Origin of the sequence: Nonomuraea sp. NPDC003804 (assembly GCF_040610675.1) — a bacterium.
Classification (GTDB): Bacteria; Actinomycetota; Actinomycetes; order Streptosporangiales; family Streptosporangiaceae; genus Nonomuraea.
Genome location: NZ_JBEXMT010000003.1, coordinates 17,905 through 36,457 on the forward strand (window position 1 = coordinate 17,905; position 18,553 = coordinate 36,457).

Annotated in this window: 15 protein-coding genes; 4 read left to right on the top strand and 11 right to left on the bottom strand. The window is 71.2% G+C overall.

Annotation, left to right across the window (positions count from 1 at the left end):
* Positions 1–85: 85 nt before the first annotated feature.
* On the top strand, positions 86–1,024 hold the full coding sequence (gene cofD / locus ABZX22_RS04390) for a 2-phospho-L-lactate transferase (protein WP_354906014.1): 939 nt from the start codon (positions 86–88) through the stop codon (positions 1,022–1,024).
* Complete coding sequence (locus ABZX22_RS04395; protein WP_354906016.1) at positions 1,021–2,289, top strand: coenzyme F420-0:L-glutamate ligase; 1,269 nt, start codon at positions 1,021–1,023, stop codon at positions 2,287–2,289. Before cofD ends, ABZX22_RS04395 begins: the two co-directional genes overlap by 4 nt.
* A gap of 41 nt (positions 2,290–2,330) precedes the next feature.
* On the opposite strand, the gene ABZX22_RS04400 is transcribed toward ABZX22_RS04395, so the two are convergent.
* The 11 genes from ABZX22_RS04400 to ABZX22_RS04450 all read right to left on the bottom strand — a co-directional run bounded on the left by ABZX22_RS04400 (position 2,331) and on the right by ABZX22_RS04450 (position 14,855).
* Positions 2,331–2,765 (bottom strand): PIN domain nuclease, encoded by a 435-nt coding sequence (locus tag ABZX22_RS04400; protein WP_354906018.1) that lies wholly within the window; start codon positions 2,763–2,765, stop codon positions 2,331–2,333.
* Positions 2,756–2,962 carry a type II toxin-antitoxin system VapB family antitoxin gene (locus ABZX22_RS04405; RefSeq protein WP_354906019.1) on the bottom strand — a complete coding sequence of 69 codons (207 nt, stop codon included), beginning with the start codon at positions 2,960–2,962 and terminating at the stop codon, positions 2,756–2,758. The genes ABZX22_RS04400 and ABZX22_RS04405 overlap by 10 nt, the downstream gene beginning before the upstream one ends.
* A 90-nt stretch (positions 2,963–3,052) precedes the next feature.
* The gene (locus ABZX22_RS04410) at positions 3,053–5,647 is read right to left on the bottom strand and encodes a bifunctional FO biosynthesis protein CofGH (protein ID WP_354906020.1); all 2,595 of its coding nucleotides are present in this window, start codon (positions 5,645–5,647) and stop codon (positions 3,053–3,055) included.
* Positions 5,648–5,858: 211 nt separating this feature from the next.
* Positions 5,859–6,815 carry a DNA-3-methyladenine glycosylase 2 family protein gene (locus tag ABZX22_RS04415; RefSeq protein WP_354906021.1) on the bottom strand — a complete coding sequence of 319 codons (957 nt, stop codon included), beginning with the start codon at positions 6,813–6,815 and terminating at the stop codon, positions 5,859–5,861.
* Between the two features lie 10 nt (positions 6,816–6,825).
* The gene (locus tag ABZX22_RS04420) at positions 6,826–7,917 is read right to left on the bottom strand and encodes an NDP-sugar synthase (protein ID WP_354906022.1); all 1,092 of its coding nucleotides are present in this window, start codon (positions 7,915–7,917) and stop codon (positions 6,826–6,828) included.
* Positions 7,918–7,937: 20 nt separating this feature from the next.
* On the bottom strand, positions 7,938–9,050 hold the full coding sequence (locus ABZX22_RS04425) for a glycosyltransferase family 1 protein (RefSeq protein ID WP_354906023.1): 1,113 nt from the start codon (positions 9,048–9,050) through the stop codon (positions 7,938–7,940).
* 60 nt (positions 9,051–9,110) lie between these two features.
* A complete protein-coding gene (locus ABZX22_RS04430; RefSeq protein WP_354906024.1) occupies positions 9,111–9,992 on the bottom strand; it encodes a lysylphosphatidylglycerol synthase transmembrane domain-containing protein in 882 nt (293 codons plus the stop codon).
* Positions 9,989–10,798 (bottom strand): class I SAM-dependent methyltransferase, encoded by an 810-nt coding sequence (locus ABZX22_RS04435; RefSeq protein WP_354906026.1) that lies wholly within the window; start codon positions 10,796–10,798, stop codon positions 9,989–9,991. Before ABZX22_RS04435 ends, ABZX22_RS04430 begins: the two co-directional genes overlap by 4 nt.
* 15 nt (positions 10,799–10,813) lie before the next feature.
* Positions 10,814–11,869 carry a glycosyltransferase family 4 protein gene (locus ABZX22_RS04440; RefSeq protein WP_354906027.1) on the bottom strand — a complete coding sequence of 352 codons (1,056 nt, stop codon included), beginning with the start codon at positions 11,867–11,869 and terminating at the stop codon, positions 10,814–10,816.
* A complete protein-coding gene (locus ABZX22_RS04445) occupies positions 11,866–12,759 on the bottom strand; it encodes a glycosyltransferase family 2 protein (protein ID WP_354906029.1) in 894 nt (297 codons plus the stop codon). The genes ABZX22_RS04440 and ABZX22_RS04445 overlap by 4 nt, the downstream gene beginning before the upstream one ends.
* Before the next feature lie 110 nt (positions 12,760–12,869).
* Positions 12,870–14,855 carry a hypothetical protein gene (locus ABZX22_RS04450; RefSeq protein WP_354906030.1) on the bottom strand — a complete coding sequence of 662 codons (1,986 nt, stop codon included), beginning with the start codon at positions 14,853–14,855 and terminating at the stop codon, positions 12,870–12,872.
* Between the two features lie 218 nt (positions 14,856–15,073).
* On the opposite strand from ABZX22_RS04450, the gene ABZX22_RS04455 reads away from it, so the two are divergent.
* Together ABZX22_RS04455 and ABZX22_RS04460 are read left to right on the top strand one after the other, a co-directional pair.
* Positions 15,074–16,474, top strand: a complete 1,401-nt coding sequence (locus ABZX22_RS04455; RefSeq protein WP_354906031.1) for a hypothetical protein — start codon at positions 15,074–15,076, stop codon at positions 16,472–16,474.
* Between the two features lie 245 nt (positions 16,475–16,719).
* The gene (locus ABZX22_RS04460) at positions 16,720–18,345 is read left to right on the top strand and encodes an LCP family protein (protein WP_354906033.1); all 1,626 of its coding nucleotides are present in this window, start codon (positions 16,720–16,722) and stop codon (positions 18,343–18,345) included.
* The last annotated feature ends 208 nt before the right edge of the window (positions 18,346–18,553 follow it).

An 18,553-nucleotide genomic window follows, 5' to 3' on the forward strand; every position in this document is an offset into this window, starting at 1 on the left:
AGATGCACTGAAATTTCATGACATGAGGACATGGAACGCTGCCGCTCCGGACAGGTCTCCGAGACCCGGATGCAAGACTGACGGCATGCGTATCGTGTCCCTAGCCGGTGGCATCGGCGGAGCCCGCTTCCTGCGCGGCCTGCGTGCCGCCGTCCCCGACGCCGAGATCACCGTCATCGGCAACACCGGTGACGACATCACCCTCTTCGGCCTGCGGGTCTGCCCCGACCTCGACACCGTGATGTACACGCTCGGCGGCGGCATCAACGAGGAACAGGGCTGGGGGCGAGAAAAGGAGAGCCACGTCGTCAAGGAGGAGCTGGCCGCCTACGGCGTCGAGCCGCAGTGGTTCGGGCTCGGCGACCGTGACTTCGCCACCCACATCGTGCGCTCGCAGATGCTGGAGGCCGGCTACCCCCTCTCCCAGGTCACCGAGGCGCTGTGCGCGCGGTGGCAGCCGGGGGTGCGGCTGCTGCCGATGAGCGACGACCGCTGCGAGACCCATGTCGTCATCAGCGACGACCAGGGCCGCCGCGCCGTCCACTTCCAGGAGTGGTGGGTACGGCTGCGCGCCTCCGTGCCCGCCGAGTCGATCGCGCTGATCGGTGCCGACACGGCCAGGCCCGCCCCTGGCGTCCTCGAGGCGATCGCCGAGGCGGACGTGGTGATCCTGCCGCCCTCGAACCCGGTGGTGAGCATCGGCACCATCCTGCAGATCCCCGGCATCCGTGACGCCCTGGTCGCCAAGACGGTCGTCGGCGTCTCCCCCATCATCGGCGGGGCGCCCGTGCGCGGCATGGCCGACGCCTGCCTGACGGCCATCGGCGTGGAGACCAGCGCGCAGGCCGTGCTGTCCCTCTACGGCGCCGACCTGATCGACGGCTGGCTCGTGGCGGAGGAGGACGCCGCCGTCGCCCTCGACGGCGTGCGTGTCGAGGCCCGGCCCCTGATCATGCACGACGCCGACGCCGCCGCCGACATCGCCCGCGCGGCCCTGTCCCTGGCCGAGGAGCTGAAGCGATGACCGCCGGGATCCAGGTCTTCGGCGTCCAGGGCATCGGCGAGGTCCGTCCCGGCGACGACATCGCCGCGCTGCTGAAGGCGGAGGACCTGCGTGACGGCGACATCGTCGTCATCACCTCCAAGATCGTCAGCAAGGCCGAGGGCCGCCTTCGCCAGGACACCGACCGCACCGCGGCCATCGAGGAGGAGACCGACCGCGTGGTCGCCAGGCGAGGCGACACCGTCATCTCCCAGACCCGCCACGGCTTCGTCATGGCCGCGGCCGGCGTCGACGCCTCCAACACCGAGCCGGGCACCGTCCTGCTGCTGCCCGAGGACTCCGACGCCTCCGCGCGCCGGATCAGGGCCGCCCTCGGCGGGCGCGTCGGCGTCATCGTCTCCGACACCTTCGGCCGGCCATGGCGGCACGGGCTCACCGACGTCGCCGTCGGCGCGGCGGGCGTGCGGCCGCTCGAGGACTTCAGGGGCGGCACCGACACCCACGGCAACCCGCTCGTCGTCACGGTGACCGCGCTGATCGACGAGATCGCCGCAGCGGCCGAGCTGGTCAAGGGCAAGGTCGCGGGCGTCCCGGTGGCGATCGTGCGCGGCCTGTCCCATCTGGTGACCGATGACGACGGTCCGGGGGTCCGCCCGCTCATCCGTCCCGCCGACGAGGACCTGTTCCGTTACGGCTCCCGCGACGTGGTCTTCGCCCGCCGTACGATCAGGGAGTTCTCCTCCGCCCCCGTCGACCCGGAGGCGGTACGGCGGGCCGTGGCGGCCGGCATCGCGGCCCCCGCGCCGCACCACACGACGCCGTGGCGGTTCGTGCTGGTGGAGTCGGCCGAGACGCGGCTGCGGCTGGTGGACGCCATGCGCGAGGCGTGGATCGCCGACCTGCGCGGCGACGGGTTCTCCGAGCAGTCGATCGCCAAGCGGATCAGGCGCGGCGACGTCCTGCGGAACGCCCCCTACCTGGCCGTGCCCTGCCTGGTGATGGAGGGCTCGCACACCTACCGCGATGACAGGCGCAACGCGGCCGAGCGCGAGATGTTCGTCGTCGCGACGGGCGCGGGGGTGGAGAACTTCCTGGTCCAGCTGGCGGTGGAGGGGCTCGGTTCGGCCTGGGTGTCGTCGACGATGTTCTGCCGCCCGGTGGTGCGTGAGGTGCTCGACCTGCCCGAGTCGTGGGACCCGATGGGGTGCGTCGCCATCGGGCACGCCGCCGCACCGCCCCGCGACCGCGCCCCGCGCGACGCCGCCGACTTCATCGTCACCCGCTGACCCGCCGGAAGCCCGCCGTCGTGCGACGGCGGGCGGTCCGCTCACCCGGGCCCGGCCTCCGCCGCACCCGCCGGAACCACCCATTCGGTCGGCTGCTGGGTGACTTCGGCGATCGTCTCGAAATCGCGGTCGTAGTGCAGCACGGTCAGCTCCCAGGCCTCGGCCGTGACCGCGATGAGCAGGTCGGCGATCGACGGACCTCGATGCTTGCCGCTCTTGGCCAGCGACTCCTGAATCTCGCACGCCCGCTGCCAACCCCTGTCGGGAATCGGCATCCACGGAAACCCTGCGTCGAGTTGGCTCTTGAGCTGCGCGTAATCGGCCGGACCACGGGCAGAGTAGAGCAGTTCGAGCTGAGTGGGTGCGCAGATCGACACCAGTCCTCTGGTGATCAGAGGCGCGAGCCGGGCCCTGACCGGGGCCATGTGAAGCCGGGCCAGAGCACTCTTGTCACCGAGATAGCAGGTCACTTCCACATGGCCTCCTCGGTCGCCGGATCCAGCAGGATCGCGAAGGCTCCCGACGCGGCGAACTCGACGAACTGCTCCCTGGCCCGCTCCGCGATGACGTGCTGGAGGGCGGCGTCAACGGTGCTGCGGAGGCTGTCGGTGCCGAGGATGGCCTGAGCTTTCGCCGCCTTCGCCGCATCGATGTCAATCGTGGTCTTCGCCATCGAGGCCTCCCTTCACCTATGGCGGACGATATCCAATCTACCCGAATTCATACTTCCGAATCTGCGGGTCGTGGATATCCGGTGGGATGGTCAGACGACTGGCAGGGGGCGGCGGACGCTGCGGCAGACGCCGTCGCTGGCCGCCGACGCCGCCAGCCGCTCCGCCGACGGCGTGCCGTACTCGGTGGTGCGCTGGCGCAGCGGGCGCCCCGCGGCGGCGACCATCTCGCCGATCTCGCTGATGGTCTTGTAGGAGCCGTTCTCCGACCCCGCCATCCGGCTGATCGTCTCCTCCATCAGCGTGCCGCCCAGGTCGTTGACGCCGCCCCGCAGCACCTGCCGGCACAGGTCGTCGCGAAGCTTCACCCACGAGCACTGGATGTTGTCGATCGCGCCGTGCAGCAGGATCCGCGCCAGGGCGTGGACGGCCCGGTTCTCGCGGGCGGTGGGGCCGGGCCTGGCGATGCCCGCCAGGTAGATGGGCGCGCTGTGGTGCACGAACGGCAGCAGCACGAACTCGGAGAAGCCGCCGGTCCGCTCCTGGATCTCGCGGATGAGCCTGATGTGCCGCACCCAGTGCAGGTGGGTGTCCACGTGGCCGTACATCATCGTCGAGGTCGTCGGGATGCCCACCCGGTGCGCGGTGGTGATGACCTCGATCCACTCCTTGGCCGGCAGCTTGCCCTTGGTCAGCACCCAGCGCACGTCGTCGTCCAGGATCTCGGCCGCGGTGCCGGGAAGGGAGTCGACGCCCGCCTCCTTGGCCGCGACCAGCCAGTCCTCGACGGACAGGTTCGTACGGCTGGCGCCGTTGATGACCTCCATCGGGGAGAAGGCGTGGACGTGCATGTCGGGCGTCCTGGCCTTGACCGCCCTGGCGATGTCGAAGTAGGCGGTGCCGGGCAGGTCGGGGTGGATGCCGCCCTGCATGCACACCTCGGTGGCGCCCGCCTCCCAGCCTTCCTGGGCGCGGTCGGCCACCTGGTCGAGCGAGAGGGTGTAGGCGTCGGCGTCGGTCCTCCGCTGGGCGAAGGCGCAGAACCGGCAGCCGGTGTAGCAGACGTTGGTGAAGTTGATGTTGCGGTTGACGACGAAGGTGACGTCGTCGCCCACGACCTCCCGCCTGAGGTGGTCGGCGAGACGGGCCAGCTCCTCCAGGGCCTCGCCGTCGGCGCCGAGCAGGGCGACGGCCTGGGCGTCGGTCAGGCCGGCCGGGTCGCGTTCGGCCTGGCGGAGCGCCTCGGCGACGTCTCCCATGACGCCTGCCCCGGGCGCCCCGACGGCGCCGGCAGGCGCCTCCTGGGCGTCGGAGGAGGAGGGCCCGCCGCCGGGGAGGCGGTCGCGCAGGGCCTCCCAGTCGCCGTAGACGTCGTCGAAGTCGTCGCGCCGGTCGTTGGTGCGACCGGAGGTGTCGACCTCGACGTGCAGCTCGGTGCGCCCGGCCGCCTCGAACCCGCCGTCGGGCTCCTGCCAGGGCCGTCCCACCAGCGGCGCGTCCTCGCGCGCCAGCCCGGTGGCCGGGTCCGCCAGCGCCGAGACGTGCGCGAAGAGCCGGGGGTCGAGCCATGGCTCGCCGGCCAGCACGTACTCGGGATAGATCGTCAGCCGTTCCTTCAGCTCGAACCCGGCGGCGGCCGTACGGGCGGCCAGCTCGTCGATGTGCGGCCACGGACGCTCGGGATTGACGTGGTCGGGGGTGAGCGGCGACACCCCGCCCCAGTCGTCGATCCCGGCCCTGATCATCAGCGCGTACTCGTCGTCGACCAGGTTCGGCGGCGCCTGGACGTGCATCTTGGGGCCCAGCACCAGCCTGGTCACCGCGATCGTCGCGGCCAGCTCCTGCAAGGAGGCGTCGGGCAGCCCGCGCATCGCCGTGTCCTGCTTGGCGCGGAAGTTCTGCACGATGACTTCCTGGATGCCGCCGTACTCCCTGGCCACCCGGCGCATCGCGAAGATGGACTCCGCCCTGTCCTCGATCGTCTCGCCGATCCCGATCAGGATGCCGGTGGTGAAGGGCACGTTGGAGCGGCCGGCGTCCTCCAGCACGCGCAGCCGTACCGCGGGGTCCTTGTCGGGCGAGCCGTAGTGGGGCTGGCCCTTCTCCTCGAACAGCCGGCGCGAGGTGGTCTCCAGCATCATGCCCATCGAGGGGGCGACGGGCTTGAGCCGCTGGAAGTCCCGCCACGAGAGCACGCCCGGGTTGAGGTGGGGCAGCAGGCCGGTCTCCTCGAGCACCCTGATCGCCATCGCCCGCACGTAGGACAGCGTGTCGTCGTAGCCGTGGGCGTCCAGCCACGAGCGTGCCTGGTGCCAGCGGTCCTCCGGCCGGTCGCCGAGCGTGAACAGCGCCTCCTTGCACCCCATGGCCGCGCCCTGCCTGGCGATCTCCAGCACCTCGTCGGGGCTCAGGAAGGCGGCGGGCAGCTTGCCCGGCGCGGTGGCGAAGGTGCAGTAGCCGCACCTGTCCCTGCAGAGCCTGGTCAGCGGGATGAAGACCTTCCTGCTGTAGGTGATGACGCCGTTGCGGCCGTTGGCGTCACGCACGCGCGAGGCGTGCTCCAGCAGGGTGTCCAGATGCTCGTCACGGGCCTGGAGCAGCACGGCGGCCTCGGTGCGGTCGAGGGCCTTGCCGTCGCGGGCGCGGGCGAGCGCGCGACGGAGTGCGGAATCGCTGACTTGGGTCATACCGGCACCCTAGTCGTTAAGCAATGCTGAAGGGTAGTTCGTAGAAAGTCTCGATGGACGTAAATAGATGCACAGACAATAATTGGAGGTGAGCAAAAGGAGCACACCATGTCCTGGATCTTCGTCGTCAGCCTCATCGCCCTCCTCGCCATCGCCGGCCCGTTCCTGGGCACCGACTCGCGCGACGGCAGGGACTGGAGGAAGCCGCCTTTCAGAATGACCGGTAGTCGCGGGCGGGCAGTCTAGGCCCGCGCGCGGGCGGCCGCCGCCCGGTGAGCTCGACCAGGAGGCAGGCCCGGTGCCGGTGCCCCCGGTACGGCTCGAGCAACCGCAACATCTCGGCGTCGTCGGCCTTTCGCCCCGTCAACGCCCAGCCCACGATCGAGGCGAGATGGTAGTCGCCGACGCTCACCGCGTCGGGATCACCCCAGCAGCGCTGCCGAACCTCCGCCGACGTCCAGACTCCGATGCCGGGCAACGCCCGCAGGAGCCGGTCCAGCGAGGCGGAGTCGGCGGCTGCTTCCAGCTTGTCCGCATGCCAGGCCGCGGTGGCGATCGTCCTGGCGCGCACAGCCTCCGCACCCGCCCGATGCCAGTCCCAGGCGGGGATCTGGCGCCAGACCTCGGGTTCGGGGATCACCCGCATGCCCTCGGGCGCCGGCCCCGGCGCGGGCGTGCCGTACCTGCGCAGCAGCCACCGCCACGCGCGCCACGCCTCCCGGCCGACCACCTTCTGCTCCAGGACGGCGGGCACCAGCGCCTCGAACACCCGGCCGGTGCGCCCGATCCCGGGCACGCCGTAGCCGCGCAGCACGTCATGGTGCACCACGAAGCCGGAGACATCGTCCTCCGCGCCCAGCAGGCCGGGCAGCGAGTCGAGCAGCCACGCCGCGCCTGGCCCCCACGCCTGCCCGCCCCATCTGGTGACGCGCAGGGTGCCGGGACCGTCAGGGGTGCGGCAGGTGCGCCAGATGGTGCCGTCGGCGGCCCGGTGCCAGGTCGGGTCGTGCCCGCCGTGCTGGTGCGGCCCCAGGATCCGCGCGTGGTCGGCGCCGACCGCCAGCCTCCGCTCCATCGCGGCCACCGGTCTCGGCCGCACGGCCGGCAGGGGGCGGGGCGCCGCCGTACGGACCGGGCGGGCGTCCGGGGCCGGGGAGAGGCCGTCCATGACAGCCAGGCTACGCGTCGCTGGAGAAGCGGACCGCGCACTCCGGCAGCACCACGCCAGGCCAGATCCGGGCCCCCGCCTGCAGCTCGTTGCCCGGCCCCACGGTCGCGCCGTCGCCGATCACCGAGTCACGCACCGCGGCGCCCTGGGCGATGCGCGCGCCGAGCCCGATGAGGGAGTCGACCACCGTCGCCCCCTTCTCGATCACGCACCCGTCGCCGAGCACGCTGCCGCGCACCGAGGCGCCCGCCTCGACCACCGCCCGCGCCCCCACCACCGAGCCGCCGGTGACCTTGGCCTCCTGCGACACGACGGCCCCGTCGAGCGTCAGCGACTCGCCCGTCGGCCCCGGCAGCGCCGGGGAGCTGAGCCGGCCGAGGACCAGGTCGCGCGAGCCCTGCACGAAGGCGGCGGGAGTGCCGACGTCGAGCCAGTAGCTGCGGTCGGCGTAGCCGAGCACCAGGGCGCCCGACTCGATCAGCCCGGGGAAGGTCTGCCGCTCCACCGACACGACCTCGTCCGGCGGGATGGAGTCGATCACCGACCGGGTGAAGACGTAGCACCCGGCGTTGATGCGGTTGGTCACGGGATGCGGGGTCTTCTCCAGGAACGCGGTGACCCGCCCGTCGGAGTCGGTCGGCACGCAGCCGAACCGCGACGGGTCGTCGACCTCGGTCAGGTGCAGCGTCACCGCGGCCTCACGGGCGACGTGCTGCCTGACCTGGTCGCCGACGTCGTGCCCGGACAGGATGTCGCCGTTGAGGATCAGCACGGGGTCGTCGGGACCCGCGGTCAGCGCCTGGGCCGCGTTCCGGATCGCTCCACCGGTGCCGAGCGGCGTCTCCTCGGTCATGTAGACCAGTTCGAGGCCCATCGCGGAGCCGTCGCCGAAGACCGGCTCGAACATCGCTGCCTTGTAGGACGTGGCGAACACGATGCGCCGTACGCCGAAGGAGCGCGCCTGGGCGAGCTGGTGCGCCAGGAACGGAACTCCGGCTGTCGGCAACAACGGCTTCGGCGTGCCGAGCGTCAGTGGGCGCAGGCGCGTTCCCTGGCCTCCGACCAGGAGTATGGCCTCAAGACCTGGCAAGGAGCTTCCCATCACCCCGTGAGGTTACCCAACTATTCGACCGCGCGTTGATAGGACAACAGATGTGCCTGCGCGGAGGCGTCCCAGCTGAACTCCTTCGCCCTGGCGAGGCCCGCGGCCGCGAGCCCCGCGCACCGCTCGGCCGAGGTGAGCAGCTGGCGGAGCGCGGTGGCGATGCTGTCGGAGTCGGGTTCGGTGTAGGCGACCGCGTCGCCGCCGACCTCGGGCAACGAGGTGCGCTGCGTGGTGAGCACGGGCGTCCCGCAGGCCATCGCCTCCAGCACCGGCAGCCCGAAGCCCTCCCCCATGGAGGGGAAGGCCACCACGAGCGCGCCGCCGAGGAAGCCCGGCAGGTCGGCGTAGGACAGGTAGCCGGGCCTGACGACCTTCACCGTCGCCGACACCTCGCTGACGGCCGCGTCGACGTCGGCCTCGTGCACGCCGCCGCCGATCACCAGCGCGGGCGGGTCCTGCAGCCCCTCGACAGCCCTGGCGAAGCCCCTGATCAGGTTCGGCACGTTCTTGCGCGGCTCCAGCGCGCCCAGGAAGGCGACGTACGGCCGGCCGTGCAGCGCCAGCCGGTCGGCCACCCGCCCGATCTCCGCCTCGCTGGGCGAGTGGAACATCGCGTGGTCGACGCCGTGGTAGGCCACGTCGATCCTGGTCGGGTCGGCGGCCAGTACCTTGACCAGCTCGTCGCGCGTCGCCTTGGACGGCACGATCACGCGGTGGGCGTGCCGTACGGCGGTGCGGGTGGCTGACCGGAAGAAGACGGACTCCTGCTGCTCCGGCTGGCTGAACCAGGTGACGTCGTGCACGGTCACCACGGTGGGCAGGCCGGAGCGCAGCGGCATCGAGTAGTAGGGCGCGTGGATGACCTGGGCGCCCACCCGCTGGGCGATCAGCGGCAGCCCGGACTGTTCCCAGGTGAGCCTGGCCGCCTTGTTGGTGATGGAGGCGGGCCCCGGCACCACTCTGGCCGACGGCGCGATCCTGGCGTACCGGTCGGCGTCGGCCCGCTGGCAGGCCACGCTCACATCGGCGCCCGCCCGGTGGAGCCCACCGACCAGCCCGTCGACATACCTGTTCAGCGCGCCACGATCGGCCGGCACGGCGGCCGCGTCGATGAGCACTCGGGGTATCACGAAAGATCCCTCCCCAGAAGACCCTCGCCTGCCCTCAACCCTACGACCGTGTGGGGCGAATCACACGGAATTGCGGTCCATGGCGGACTTGGCGGCGGCGCCCGCGATGGCGGCGCAGACGAGATCCCCGAGGATGATCACCATGCGGGAGCAGAGCGCGAGCGCGAGCGCCGAGCCGCGGTCGAGCACGGGCGACATCACCGCCACCATGGCCGCCTCGCGCACCCCCGCCCCGGCCGGCACGACGAAGGTCATGATGCCCAGGCACCACGTCAGGGCGAAGGCGCCGACGGAGAACAGCAGCCCGCCCGAGGCGCCCATGTCGGCGGCCAGCAGGTAGAGGTGGGCGCCGTAGGCGGTCCAGCCTGCCACGGACCAGGCCAGCGCGATCAGCATGCCCCTGCGGGTCAGCGGCCGTTCGAGCGGCTCGCGCTTCAGCTTGCGCAGCCCGAAGCCGATCAGCGAGTTGATCACCTTGGGTTCGAGCAGCACGGCGAGCACCGGGATGAGCAGCAGCGCCCAGCCGAAGCGGTCCCAGCCGAGCGTGACCAGCGTGACCAGCAGCCCGGTGGCCAGCTGGATCGGCATCATCAGGAAGAAGGCCGCCGCGCTGCGCGCGCGTGGCACGCCGAGGTCCTTGCCCATCTCCATCTGGGCGAGCACCGGCCAGACCGCGCCGGGGATGTACTTGCCGAGCTGGCCGACGAAGAACACCCTGGCCGCCGGCCTGAGCCGCAACGGGGAGCCCAGATCGGCCAGCAGGGTGCGCCAGGTCAGCATGGCGGCCAGCAGGGCGGCGACGACGGAGACGAGCGAGCCGGCCACCATGGGCCAGGTCAGCCTGGCGAACCCGGCCAGCACGGCGTCCCACTGCTTGGCGACGACCCAGGCCCCGAAGCCGAGGGCGACCAGCAGGAAGCCGAGCCGTACCGCCTTCTTCACAGTCGCTCCGGCGGCTGCGGGAGCCTGGCGCCCGCGGGGGTGCGCGGCCGCTTGGTGGCCACCCACAGGTAGGTCGGCACCAGCGGGAGCATCAGCTTGAGCACGCCGCGCGGTGTCCTGGCCAGCACGGTCTTGACGAGCCTGCCGAGCGCTCCGGGGAACAGCTCGCCGCCGGCGAAGGCCGCGGGCGTGGCCAGCACGGGGAAGGTGTAGTCCCACACGTGGAAGGCGCGGGTCATCCGGCGCAGGCCGCGCCGGGTGCGGAAGCGCTCGTAGTAGTGGTCGGCCCGGCCGAAGGCGCGGACGTAGCGGTCGGCGAGCGCGGGCGGCAGGTAGGACAGGAACGGCAGCTTGTAGTGCGGCTCCATGATGCCGAGCTTGTTGCCGAGGCCGAGGTAGAGGACGCCGTCGTCGGACAGCACGCGGTGCATCTCGGCCACGACCGCGTCGGGGTCGATGACGTGCTCGTAGATGTGGTTGAAGACCAGCACGTCGACCGAGCCGTCGGGGAAGGGCAGCGCGGTGCCGTCGCCGCAGATGAAGGCCACCCGCTTGCCGAACCTGTCGGCCGCCTTGCGCAGGCCCGGCACGTCGATGTCGATGCCCAGCGTGCGGCCCGCGCCCGCCGCGGCCAGCTCGTCGGCGATGAACCCGGCCGAGCAGCCGATGTCGCCGACCGTCAGCCCGTCGAGCGGCCCGTGGAAGTGCTCCAGCACCGCGATGATCTTCGCGGCCTTGCGCCGGCGCTTCGCCTCGTCGAGCATCGCCGACTGGAACTCGGAGTACTCCAGCTGCTTTTCCCTCACCACACCCGCATCCTCTCAGGCCCCGAGGAGCGTGTCGGTGTAGTCGCTCCAGTAGGGCTCGGGGTCGACCGCCCGCACGCCCCCGCGCAGCCGCTCCGGGTCCTCGTAGAAGCGCTCGATCGCCTTGCGCAGCGCCTCGACGTCACCGGGCTCGACCAGCAGCCCGTCGACGCCGTCGCGGACGTTGTCGGCCAGCGCGCCGACCCGCGTCGCGATCACCGGCACCCCGTGCTCGTGGCCCAGCCAGACGTTCTGGCTGGCGGTGGCGTGCCGGTACGGCAGGACGAGCGCGTCGGCCGCGGCGAACAGCGCGGGTACGTCGGCGGCGGCCACGTAGCCCGGCCTGAGCTCGACCCGGTCTCCGATGCCGAGCTCGGCGACCAGCGCCTTCGTCTGCTCGATCCCGCCCCAGAACTCGCCGGCCACGGTCAGCGAGACGCCCTCGGGCAGCGCCCTGAGCAGCAGGTCGAGCCCCTTGTAGGGGCGGACGATGCCGAAGAACAGCAGCCTGCGGTGGACGCCCTCGCCCCTGGCCTGACTCCTGGCGGGCAGGTGGGGCGGCAGCGCGGCCGTGCTGACCGGCCTGCCCGTCAGGCTCCTGGCCAGCTCCGCCTGCTCCTCGGAGTGGGTGAGCACGCCGTCGACCCGCCGGAGCAGCGCCCTCATCAGCGGCTCGTCCCAGGGCTTGCGCTCGTGCGGCAGCACGTTGTGGCACAGCGCCACGACCCTGGCGGCGCGGCCCACGCCGTACGCGATGCCGAGATAGGGCGGCACCTGCACCGGGCTGAGGACGGCCAGGATCACCAGGTCGGCGGTCCTGAACCGGCGGCCCGCCGCCAGCCACCCGTCGGGCCTGCGCCAGTCGAGCTTCCTGCGCGTCTTCGGGTACGGCTCGCCCTCGGGCACGTCGATCGTCTGCTGCCCCGGGTAGAGGAAGGACGGGTACTGCGCCTTCCACGACTCGATCACCACGTCGTGGCCCAGAGCCGCGAGCCGGCGCGCCAGCTCGGTGGTGTGCTGGGCCCCGCCGCCCTTGTACGGGTACGTGGGGCCGACGATCGCGATCCTCATTCGCCGCGCGACCTCACGATCAGGTCGGCCAGCAGCGCGACCGAGCCGATCAGCATGCCGGACAGGAAGATCACGATGGTGTTGCTGGTGAGGTAGAAGCCGTAGCGGGCCACGTCGTAGACACCCTTGCCCAGGCCGAGGACCACCAGCCACAGCGCGGGCGGCATCAGGACCTTGAGCGGGTTGAAGTACATCACCATCCGCAGCACCTGCAGGATGTAGCGGTAGGCGTCGCTGACGAAGCTGAACTTGGACTTGCCCGCCCGCTTGGCGTAGTCGATCGGCAGGTAGTAGACGTCGTGCTGGTTCGACAGGAACGACAGCGTGATCGTCGTGACGCAGGAGAAACCGGGAGGCAACAGCCTCAGGTACGGCCTGGCCACCGACTTGCGGAACGCGCGCATCCCCGAGTTGAGGTCGGGGATCTTCTGCCCGGCGAGCTTCTCCGCGATCTTGCGGATCACCCACTTGGCGGGCACCCGCAGCAGCTTGTGCGAGCCTTCCTCGCTGGTCCGCGCGCCCACGACCTGGTCGACCGTCTGGTCCTTCTCGAGGATCTGGACGAGCTCGGGGATCCGCTCGTTCGGGTAGGTCATGTCGGCGTCGGTCCACACGACGATCTCGCCGCGCGCCTCCTGGGTGCCGATCCTGCGGACCGTGCCCGAGCCGCCGTTGCGGTGGAAGGCGCGGATGCGCATGTGCGGGAAACGCGGAGCCGCCTCCTGCAGCCTGACCAGCGTCTCGTCGGTCGAGCAGTCGTCGACCGCGACCAGCTCGTAGGTGTAGCCGCTCGAGTCCATCGCCTCGGTGATGCGTTCGACCTCGTCAATGACGTGGTCCTGCTCGTTGTAGCAGGGCAGGACGATCGTGACGTACGGCGTAGCTTCCACAGCGGATCCAGTCTCGGGGGGCTCAAGCGTGCTCACGTGGGACGAGGGTACCGTTACCTGGAATGTGATCGTGGCTCCTTGGCCACCCCCACTGCCCGCTCACCTCGCTCTTACACCGACAGCGCCATCCACACGTCGACCACCAGACGCCACGTCCCGTTGGGCGGCTCGACGAGCGAGCGCTCGTCCTGGCGGGTGTCGAGGGAGACCACGTGCCGCGGCGTGCCGTACGGCGCCAGCTGGCGGCTTTCGGCGGCCAGCAGGACGGGCCGGCGGCCCGCCGCGCGGATGCGCTCGACCAGCCGGCGGACCTCGCCCGGCGCGGCCACGTCGGACCAGGAAGACCTGTTCACCTGTGCCGTGGGCAGGCCGCAAGTGCCGCGCACGACCTGCGTGAACCGGTCGGCGGTGACCCGCTCGACGATCAGCACCGAGGCGTCGGGGGGGATCCGCGCGCACAGCCCGGCGACGGCGGCGCGCTCGCCGCGCTCGACGGGGGTGAAGGCGGCGCCGATGGAGACGACCGCCACCGGCACGAGGACGAGCACCGTGCCGGCCGCGGCGAACCAGCGCGTGCCGTGGCCCCGCCGGCCCAGCTTGTCACGCGACCAGGCCAGCCCCCACATGGCCAGCGCGATCAGGCCGGGGATGACGATCGGCACCAGGCGGCGGGTGGCCCACGGGTGGTCGGGGGTGATCTCGGGACGCAGCAGGGTGGTGACGGTGGTCCAGCCGATGACGGCCAGCGGCAGCAACCACTCGCCGGAGGAGCCGCGCAGCATCCGCCTGACCAGGACGGCCGCGGCCAGCGTCGCCAGCACGACGACGGGGACGCCGACGTACCAGACCACCCAGAACAGCGAGTCCTCGAAGTAGAGCCGGGTGCCGTCGACGGGCAGGCCGTTGGCCTTCTGGGTCGCCTCGAGGAACCGGAAGGTGGTCCGGTCCTCGACCGTGACGGGGGTGCGGTGCACCGTCTGCACCCACGGGCGTACGGCCAGGCCGACCATGACCAGGACAACCAGGGCGGCGCCGATCTCGGGCAGCCGCCGGGGCAGCCTGATCCGCGTCAGCCGTCCCGCCAGCGCCGTGCCGACGGCGGTCAGGACCAGAACCACGACACAGATCAGCAGCAGCGGACGCACCGAACGGGACAGGTAGTCGAGGTAGGGCCCCGCGAACACCCATGCCGCGACGAAGCCCAGCCCCACGCCCACGGCCAGCCCCGCCAGCAGGGAGAAGCCGCGCCGCAGCGCGACCAGCAGCCCACCGAAGGCGAGCACCGGCAGCACGTCGCGCAGCGCGTCGATGCGCACGAGCACCGCCAGCCCGAACACCAGCCCCGCCACGGCCGTCTCCCACCTGTCGTGGGCGTCGTGCAGAAGGGCGATGCCGCCGAAGATCAGGATGACGGAGGCGATCTCGCTGAACGTGGCGCGCGAGGTGTAGAGGATCGGCATGCTGATCGCGAAGGTCAGCGCCGCGAGCGGGGCCCACCGGGCGCCCGCCAGCCTGGCCACCACCCCCGCCACGACGAGCACGGCGAGCGCGCCGAGCACGGGCGGCGTGAGCAGCAGCCCGCCCAGCCACTCCCCCGCGGCGTAGAGCATCGGCGGGCCCGGCAGGAACTGCGGCACGACCGCGCCGTCGGAGTCGTAGAAGCCCATGCTGTCGAAGCGCAGCGCGGGGTCGGGGCCGCCGAACGCGTCGGCCTGCTGCGGGATGGGCAGGAAGCCGTTCCTGGCGATCCAGATGGCGTACTGGGCGTAGGTGGCGGGGTCGCGGCGGACGATGAGCTGCTCGCTGTGCATGACGGCGTTGAAGACCAGCGAGCCGAACGCGACGCCGACGACGCCGCCGGCCTGCCAGGCCGTGGCGTCGAGGTCGGTGATCCTGGGCAGCGTGATCCTGCACAGCGCCACGAGGACCACGACGCTCAGCACCAGGGTGGGCAGCGGGCGGAACCAGCCGGCCAGCAGCAGCGGCAGCCCGGCCAGCAGCCAGCTCGCCACGGCGAGGGCGGGCAGCACGGAGACGACGGCGAGCACCCTGCCCGCCGACGGTCCGCGCGTCTGATCGAACCAGGCCAGTCTCATCGGTTGATCGGGAGGCTATCCAACGCGGGCCACCGCTCACACCACCCGGCCGTGGCCGGGGTCACGACGGGCGCGCCGGGCGCGGGACGCCGCGTAGCCGGGAGCAGTGGCAGGAGCGGGTAGCGTACGGCTGGCGTCGGGTGCCGCCCGGCCGGTGGCTGCAGCGTCGGGGACGGAGGACACGCGGGGTGGAGACCGGGCTGACGGCCTGGAGGCGAGTGGCCTGGACGCGACGGCTCGCCCAGGCGTCACGCGACGCGGCGGCGAGGGCGCGGAAGGCGGCCGGCCCGTGGGCCCTGCGGCACCGCTGGTTCCTGGCCGTGTTCACGCTCGGCGCCCTGCTGCGGGCGATCACGATGCTGGGCTACCGGCCCGCGCTGTGGTTCCCCGACTCCTACACCTACATCGTCACCGTCTTCCACCCGCGCCCCGACCTGGTGCGCCCGGCGGGCTACTCGCTCTTCCTCAAGCTGCTGCAGCCCTTCCACAGCTTCGCGGCCGTGACCGCTGTCCAGCACCTGCTGGGCCTGGCCACCGGCGTCCTGGTCTACCTGGCCGCCCGCAGGGTGCCGCGGTGGGCGGCCACGCTGGCCGCCGTTCCCGTGCTGCTCGACGCCTACCAGATCGAGCTGGAGCACCTGCTGGTCTCCGACGCGCTGTTCACGTTCCTGGTGGTGGCGGCCGTGGTCCTGGCCATCAGGAAGAACCTGACCTGGCGTATGGCTCTCGCCATCGGGCTGCTGCTGGCCTTCGCCTCCCTCACCAGGACCGTCGGCCAGCCGCTCGTCGTGGTCATCGGCGCGTGGCTGCTGCTGCGCAGGCGGATCGGGCCGGCCGGCGTCATGGCGGCGGCCGCGCTGCTGCCCGTGCTGGCCTACGGAGCCTGGTTCCACGCCACCTACCAGCGGGTCGGCATCGTGGGCGCCAACGGCGTCTTCCTCTACGCCCGCACGATGTCGTTCGCCGACTGCGCCAGGATGGATCCGCCCGCCGACCTGGCCGTGCTGTGCGACCCGCGTCCGGCGGGCCGGCGGCCGCCGTCGCAGGAGTACATCTGGGCCAAGGACGCGCCGCTGGTGAAGCTGCCCGGCATCACCTTCTCCCGGGCCAACGACGAGCTGGCGGGCAGGTTCGCGCTGCTGGCCATCCGCGCCCAGCCGCTCGACTACGCGGGCTCGGTGCTGTCGGAGCTGGCCCGCACCTTCGCGCTGGGCAGGCCGGTCTATCCGGACGCGGAAATCTACGGCTACTACGAGTTTCCTGTGAATCCCCCGGGACCGCCGGGCCGTTATCCCGCCCAAGTCGGCGCACAATTCGCACAAAAATACGAAAATGGCGCTATTGGCACGGACATCGTGGAGCCGTTCGCCGGCTGGATGCGCGCCTACCAGGACGTGGCGCACCTGCCGGGCGCCGCCCTCCTGGTGATCCTGCTCGTCCCGCCGATCCTGGCGATCAGGCGCAGGAGCTACCAGGGCGCGTGGCTGCTGCCCTGGTCGACGGCATGGGTGCTGCTGATCGTGCCGCCCGCCGTGGCCGAGTTCGACTACCGCTACACGCTGCCGGCCGTACCGCTCGCCTGCCTGGCCGCGGCGCTCTCCAGCAGCCCCAAACCGTAAAATTTTGCACATCCACATTCCATGAAATGTCCGGGTCTGAGTAAGCTCTGGGCCTAGATCATCACGCTCGGGTCACGACCGATTAGGTCGATCATGGCTCCGGCAACGCTTACAGTGACTTAGTCTCATGGCGCGATGAGCGATCGACCGAGCCAGCATGAAGCGGGCTCCGAATCTCCGGACGAGGAGGCCGTGGTGAGCAGCACGCCGAACACGGACTCCCCGCCCTCGGGTGAGGGGATCGTATGAGCAACCACAGGAGCGTCGGCGTCCAGGATCGCCTGGTCGTACCGGCCGGCCCCGGCCACCGGTCCTCCCGCAGGGCCGCCGCCGCGTCCCCGCCCCCACCACCCCGTCCACCGGAGGAGCCCCGCGGCCACCGCGGCGGTGGCGGCGGCCGCAGGAAGCTGAGCGGCATGGCGTGGGCCAGCATCGCGGTCACCGGCCTGATGGTCGCCGGCTCGCTGACCGGCTACACGGTCTATCGCAGCGCGTTCAGCAAGATCAAGACCGAGGACGTCGACAGCAAGATCGTCAACAGGCGCCCGGTGAACGCCACCGGCGCGCTCAACGTGCTGATCGTCGGCTCCGACACCCGCCACGGCGACGGCAACGCCAAGTACGGCAAGATCGACTCGATGCGCGACTCCGGCAAGCGCACCGACACGATGATCCTGATGCACATCTCTCCAGCGCGCGACAAGGCCACGCTCGTCAGCTTCCCGCGCGACTCGATGGTCGAGATCCCCAGGTGCGAGAAGGACGGCCAGCCCGGCGTGATCATGCCGCCGACCCGAGGTATGATCAACTCGGCCTACAACACCGGCGGCATCGCCTGCACGATCACCACGATCGAGAGCCTGACCGACATCCACATCGACCACCACGTCGAGATCGACTTCAACGGTTTCAAGAGCATCGTCGACGCCCTCGGCGGCATCGAGATCTGCCTGGCCAACCCCGTCGACGACCGGAAGTCCAAGCTCAAGCTACCGGCGGGCCGCTCCACACTGAACGGCGAGCAGGCCCTCGGCTACGTCCGCCTGCGCGCCTACGGCAACGGCAGCGACCTCCAGCGCATCAAACGGCAGCAGATCTTCGCCAGCCAGGTGGTCAAGAAGGTCACCAGCGGCGGGGTGCTGACCAACCCCACCGAGCTGATCAGCCTGATCAACGCGGCGGCCTCCTCGGTCACCATGGACAAGGAACTGGCCAACAACACCACCAAGCTCCTCGAGATCGCCCAGAGCGCCAAGTCGCTCACGGCGAGCAAGGTCCAGTTCTACACGGTTCCCGTCCTGGACGACCCCCAGGACAAGAACCGCGTCATCTGGAACACCGCCACCGCGCCGGCGCTCTTCTCGGCCATCAAGAACGACACCCAGCTGCCCGATCCGGCCCCGTCGACCACGGTCAAGAAGGTCGTGCCGAAGGTGCAACAGGTCAAGGTCCAGGTCATCAACGGCACCACCACCGTCGGCAGGGCGGGCGAGGTGGCCAAGCAGCTGTCCGACCTGGGCTTCCAGGTCGTCGGCACGGGCAACGCCCTCACCGCGGCCGGCACCAGCCAGCCGACCACCAAGCTCCTGTACGGCAAGCGCGACACCGCCGGCCCCGACTACGCCGACGTGCTCGCCGGCAAGCTGTCCGGCACCAAGCGGGCCGCCACCAAGGGCAAGGTCAAGGTCGTCAACCCGGCACCGTTCACCGGCGGCGGCGCCGCGACCCAGACCGTGTCGGACACCGGCGCCGACGCGGCCCCGGTCATCCAGCTGCTGATCGGTGACGACTTCACCGGTGTCCGCACGGAGATCCCCGACGGCATCAAGGAGACGGCCATCAAGGCCGATACCAAGAACATCTGCTCCTAAGGCCTGTCGGTGGACGACCGTCACGGACGGGCACGGAGCGGGTCTTCTGACTCGCTCCCTGCCTGCCGGTCAACCTCCGGATTCCCTGTGGATTCCCTCCGTTTCCCCCGTCTCCGCCGCGACATCCGCCGCACAGGCCATTACTGTTGTCAGACCGCCAACGCGATTCGGCATCCTGCTAGGCGTGTGCATGGAGCCACGGTTACCG